The organism is Bradyrhizobium jicamae, from assembly GCF_001440395.1.
Classification (GTDB): Bacteria; Pseudomonadota; Alphaproteobacteria; order Rhizobiales; family Xanthobacteraceae; genus Bradyrhizobium; species Bradyrhizobium jicamae.
Genome location: NZ_LLXZ01000233.1, coordinates 1 through 5,321, shown reverse-complemented (window position 1 = coordinate 5,321; position 5,321 = coordinate 1). Strand labels below are relative to the sequence as shown.

Below are 5,321 nucleotides of genomic sequence, written 5' to 3'. Positions count from 1 at the left end.
ACGCGGCGGGCCGTTGCGGTCGGCGCGGGCGCCGCTGCTGCGGGGGCCGCGGCCGGCGCCTATTACGGATCGGGTTGCGTCCAGGCGGTGGACGCCTATGGCCGGGTTGTCACGCGCTGCTAGCCGGCGGTGCCGGGTAACCGGCGAAGCGGGCTTTGCCGGAGTTTCCCCGCGCGCCAAATCATGCTGCTATGGCTTCTTGTTGTGCTGTGCAACGGGAAGCCAAGGCAGTTGTGACGCGTCGCTCGGTGATCAAGATCGGCGAAAGGCGTCTGACCAGAATGGTCTGGCGCTTTTTCGTGCTGCTGGCGGTGATCAGCTCGGCACCGGCCTACGCCGGCCAGCCGGACCACAAGCGGATCATGATTCTGCATTCGGTCGGCCGGGAATTTCGGCCGTGGAACGAATATGCGAAGACCATGCGCGCTGAACTTGACCGCCAGTCGCTCTGGCCGCTGGACGTTCAGGAGCATTCCCTGGTTGCTGCGCGCTCCGCCGACGTCAACTCGGAAACTCCGTTTCTTCAATATCTGCAGGCGCTCTACGCCAACCACCCGCCGGACCTCGTCATCGGCGTAGGCGCCCCCGCGACTTCGTTCATTCAACGCAACCGCCAGCAGCTTTTCCCCGCGACCCCGGTCCTGTTTACGACCATCGAGGCACGCCGTGTCCAGCATTCCGCCTTGACCGCCAATGACACGGTCGTCGCGGTCACCCACAGATTTCTTGTTCTGTTCGAGAGCTTCCTCAAGATATCGCCGGATACAAAGACGATTGCGATCGTCAATGGCGACTCGCCAAACGAGCGGTTCTGGCGAGGCGAAATGCTGAAGGAGCTGAAACCGCTCGAAGGGAGAATAGAGATAAGGTGGTACGACAAGCTGCCCTATGAGGACACGCTGAAGCAGCTTGCCGCGCTGCCACCGCACTCCGCGATCTTCTGGTACCAGATGGTTGCCGATGCCGCCGGTGTCGCGCATGAAGGCGACCGGGCGCTGACGAGACTCTACAACGTCGCCAATGCGCCGATCTTCACGCATGACGACTCGTTTTTCGGCAGGGAAATTATCGGCGGGCCGATGCATTCGGCGCTCGTCCGCAGCCGCTCCGCCGTGAGCGTGGCAATTCGTATTCTCGGTGGTGAGAAACCGGGCGACATCAAGACCCCGCCGAGCGAGTTTGCGGCGGCCAAATACGATTGGCGGGAATTGCAGCGATGGGGCATTAGCGAAGCGCGGCTGCCGCCGGGCAGCGAGGTCCTTTTTCGCGAGGCCTCTGCCTGGGAGAAGTATCGTTGGCAGATCGCGGCTGCCTGCGGTGTTGTGCTGTTGCAGGCCGCGCTGATCTCGATTCTGCTCTATGAACGGCGGCGCCGGTGTTTCGCCGAAGTCGAGGCGCGCCAGCGCATGTCGGAACTCGCCCATGTCAACCGCTATTCCATGGCGGGCGAGCTCACCACGTCGATCGCCCATGAGCTCAACCAGCCGCTCGGCTCGATCCTCGTCAACACCGAGACCGCCGCCCTGATGCTGGACTCGCCGACGCTCGATGTGAGCGAGCTGAAGGAGATAATTTCCGATATAAGGCGCGACGACCAGCGCGCCGGGGAGGTGATCAGACGGTTGCGCAGCCTGCTGAAGCGCGCACCGTTCGAGGCCAGGGAGATCGACCTCAACGACATGGTCGGTGAGACCTTCGATCTCGTTTCCGGCCTTGCCCATGCGAGAGAAGTTACCGTGGAAAGTGCGCTCAGCGCTATTCCTCTCCCTGTGAAGGGAGACCGTGTTCAACTGCAGCAGGTCCTGCTCAACCTGTTCATGAATGCCGCGGACGCAATGGCACATCTGGACAAGTCGCAGCGCAGGATCATCGTGCGCACCGCGCGGGATCGCGATTTCGCCGAGATCGAGATCGCCGATCATGGTCCGGGCATCCTCGCCGGAAAGCTGGAGGAAATATTCGATCCCTTCTACCCCTCCAAGCCCAGCGGTATGGGGATGGGACTGTCCATTGCGCGCACCATCGTCGAGGCGCATGACGGCGAGATTTCAGCAGAAAACTGGAGCGGAAAAGGTGCGCTGTTCCGGATCCGGTTGCCGCTGGTGCTTACGAGCGCGCTCGCGGCATCTTGATTCCGAGCGCCCGCTCGGCGGCCGACATCACCGTTGCGCGTGGGCTCGTCGCGCAAAAGTCCTTCACGGTCTTGGCGGCCTGCGCGAACTGGTAGAGGTCAATGGTGGTGTTGCGGACGCTCGCATTGTAATAGCCGCTCAGCCACATGGTGACGCCGGCAAAATCCTGGAAGCCGAGCTTCGTAAGCTCTCCGCACGTCATCTTGCTCATGTCGACCACCATCTTGTCCTCAGCGGCGGCTTGTGACCAGGCCAGCAGCGAGGCGGCAAGCATGGCGGCGATCAGCTTTGACATGCGCATGTTCGAAACTCCGGCATCACCCTGCAAGGTAAGAGGCCGCCATGGGGGTGACGGCCTCTTGGCGTCGCTCTGGGGGAGCGGCTTGCCGGGTGGGTGGACGCCGGCTGCTTGAACCTTGCAGGGCGAAGGCTGTCGGCGTTGATCTGGATCAATGGATTGACTGCCAGCCGGTTGGCTTGATGTCGACCGAGCCTTGGCCAAGGCGGCTGATCAGATCGGCAGCCGCCGGGCGCACTGTCCGAGCACGCCGCATGAACCCGATGAAACTGCCGACCTGGCTGCGGATTGCCTTGGTGGCCGGCGTCTTCCTGCTGGTTGCAGGCACCGGCTTCCTTGCCTATCGCTGGTACACGAAGCCGACGACATTGACGGTTGCGGTGGGGTCGCTGGATGGGGAGGCAAGCCGGCTGGTAACAGCCATCGCGCGCAAGCTGACGCAGTTGAACGCGCCGGTGCGCTTCAACATCGTCGAGACCGGCGGCGTGCTGGATGCGGCGACGGCCTTCGCCTCCGGCCAGGTTGACCTGGCGGTCGTGCGCGGCGATGTCGGCGATCTGTCGCAGGCGCAGGCGGTCGTGGTCGTCGCGCATGCGGTGGCGTTGCTGATCGCGCCGCCGGGCTCTCCGATCTCGGATATCGCCGGATTGAAGCGGGTTACCGTGGGCGTCGTCGGTGGCGACGTCAATCGGAAGATCGTCAAGGAGTTGAGCGACGAATACGATCTCGCCCGAGCCAATGTGATTTTCAAAAACCTGGCGCCCGCGGACGCGCGCAAGGCGCTCGAGACAAAGGAAGTGCGCGCGATCCTGGTCGTGGTGCCGCTCGCCGAAAAATATTTGACGCTGATCCGTAGCCTGTTTCCACAGAACACCAAGACGTCGCCGGTGCTGATTCCGATCGAGCAGGCCGGCGCCATTGCCGGGCGGGACCGCGCCTATGAGAGCTATGAGGTGCCGAAGGGTACCTTGCGCGGCGCGCCGCCTGTTCCCGCGGATGACCTGACGACGCTCCGCACCTCGTTCTATCTCGTCGCGCAAAAGAAGCTCAGCAACGATCTCGTCACGGACCTGACGCAGTCGGTGATGAACGCGCGCCGCGACCTGCTGACGGAGTTGCCGATCCTTGCCCAGGTGACGGCGCCCGATACGGATGCGGACGCTCACCTGCCGGTGCATCCAGGCGCAGCGGCCTTCTACAACGGCACGCAGCAAAGTTTTCTCGACGAATGGGGCAACATCATCTTCCTGGCGCCGATGATCGCGGGCGGACTGCTATCCGTGCTCGCCGCCGCCTGGAAATTCCTGCGCGCGGATGGGCCGCAGACCCGCGAGCAGGCGCTGGATGCGCTCTATGCGTTGGGGCGGCGTATCCGCATCAGCGGCAGCGAGGTCGAGCTTGACGAGATCGAACTTGAAATCGACCGTATCCTGCAGACGCAGCGCCTCAAGGCCGCCGCCGGCGAGGATGAAACCCGCGATGTCACCGCGCTGAATGTGGCGGCACACCGGCTGGAAAACCTGATTCACGACCGCCGGCTTGTTCTTGCGCCGCAGCAGGGCGGCAAAACGCGGGAACAGCTTCGGGGCTAGGTTCGGGGTTAGGCTCGGCCGAATTCCCTTGATCTTTATCAAACCTCCGGCCTCGCCGCTGTCTGAAGCTGGCCGCGCAATCTGGAGGGAAAGCGACGATGTTCCGTTGCGGAAAAATCCTGCTTGCGTGGGCGTTCCTGTTGGCGACGCCGATCGCAACCATGGCACAAACGACAGACAATCAACCGGCGCCATCCGGCCAGACCAGCCAGCCACCGGCGGCTGCTCAACCGGCAACCAGCCCGCCGGCCCAGCCGCAAGCCGAGCAGCAGCTCCTGAAGCCCGCGCAGCTCGAAGCGCTGGTTGCGCCGATCGCGCTTTATCCGGACGAATTGCTCGCCAATGTGCTGGCGGCATCGACCTATCCGCTGGAAGTGGTGCAGGCCGACCGCTGGGTGAAAGGCAACAAGACCCTGAAGGGTGATCCCTTGAAGGCAGCCGTCGACAAGCAGGGATGGGACGACAGCGTCAAGGCGCTCGCCTCCACCCCCGACGTGCTCGCGATGATGAGCGACAAGATCGACTGGACCAAGGACCTTGGCGATGCCGTGCTGGCACAGCAGCCGGACGTGATGGATGCGGTCCAGCGGCTGCGGACCAAAGCGCAGGCGCGCAACAAGCTGGTGACCAACAAGCAGCAGAAGGTGAGCGTTCAGAAGCAGGACAACCGCGACGTGATCGTGATCGAGCAGGCCAACCCCTCGACGATGTATGTGCCCTATTACGAACCCGCCACCGTGTACGGCGAATGGCCTTACGCGGAGTATCCGCCCTATTATTTCGGCTACCCGTCCTATATCGGCGCGGGCGTGATTGCGGCCGGGCTTGCCTTTGGTACCGGCTGGGCCATCGCGCGCTGGGGCAATTACTGGGGCGGCGGCTTCAACTGGGGTAATCGCAACCTCTACGTCAATCACTACAACAGGATAACCAATGTCGGAAATAACTGGCAGCACAACCCGGCGCACCGCCAGGGCGTCAGATACGCCAACGCGCGCGTCGCGGATCGCTTCGGCAACAACAATCTGAAGGCGGGCGCCGGCAACCGGATGGATTTTCGCGGTCGCGACGGCCAGCAGGTGCTGAAGCCTGGTGGCGACCGCCCGGGCGCGGGCGACCGTGCGGGTGATCGTGCCGGCGATCGCGCTGGTGACAGGGCTGGCGATCGTGCTGGTAATCGTGGTGGCGATCGCGCCGGGGATCGTGGCGGCAACCGGCCGGGCACGGCCGATCGTGCCAAAGCAGGCGGCGGAGATCGCGCCAAGGCGGCCAATCGCGCCAGCGGCGGCGCGCGCGCTG

General features: G+C 63.6%; 4 protein-coding genes. 3 read left to right on the top strand and 1 reads right to left on the bottom strand.

Annotated features, from left to right (window positions below; translation table 11 throughout):
- Positions 1-281: 281 nt before the first annotated feature.
- Positions 282-2,132, top strand: a complete 1,851-nt coding sequence (locus tag CQ12_RS40965) for a sensor histidine kinase (RefSeq protein WP_057840905.1) — start codon at positions 282-284, stop codon at positions 2,130-2,132.
- On the opposite strand, the gene CQ12_RS40960 is transcribed toward CQ12_RS40965, so the two are convergent.
- Positions 2,107-2,433 (bottom strand): HdeA/HdeB family chaperone, encoded by a 327-nt coding sequence (locus tag CQ12_RS40960; protein WP_057840904.1) that lies wholly within the window; start codon positions 2,431-2,433, stop codon positions 2,107-2,109. The two genes, CQ12_RS40965 and CQ12_RS40960, sit on opposite strands and share 26 nt — an antisense overlap.
- A gap of 251 nt (positions 2,434-2,684) precedes the next feature.
- Here CQ12_RS40960 and CQ12_RS40955 point away from each other — a divergent pair, with 251 nt between their 5' ends.
- Together CQ12_RS40955 and CQ12_RS40950 are read left to right on the top strand one after the other, a co-directional pair.
- A complete protein-coding gene (locus tag CQ12_RS40955) occupies positions 2,685-4,022 on the top strand; it encodes a TAXI family TRAP transporter solute-binding subunit (RefSeq protein ID WP_057840903.1) in 1,338 nt (445 codons plus the stop codon).
- A 98-nt stretch (positions 4,023-4,120) separates the two neighbouring features.
- The coding region (locus tag CQ12_RS40950) for a DUF3300 domain-containing protein (protein ID WP_057840902.1) at positions 4,121-5,321 on the top strand (1,201 nt) is incomplete at its 3' end.

Bases quoted from the DNA above. Each gene is read 5' to 3' on its own strand.
- CQ12_RS40965 (WP_057840905.1), top strand. From the start codon at position 282: ATGGTCTGGCGCTTTTTCGTGCTGCTGGCGGTGATCAGCTCGGCACCG.
- CQ12_RS40960 (WP_057840904.1), bottom strand. From the start codon at position 2,433: ATGCGCATGTCAAAGCTGATCGCCGCCATGCTTGCCGCCTCGCTGCTG.
- CQ12_RS40955 (WP_057840903.1), top strand. From the start codon at position 2,685: ATGAACCCGATGAAACTGCCGACCTGGCTGCGGATTGCCTTGGTGGCC.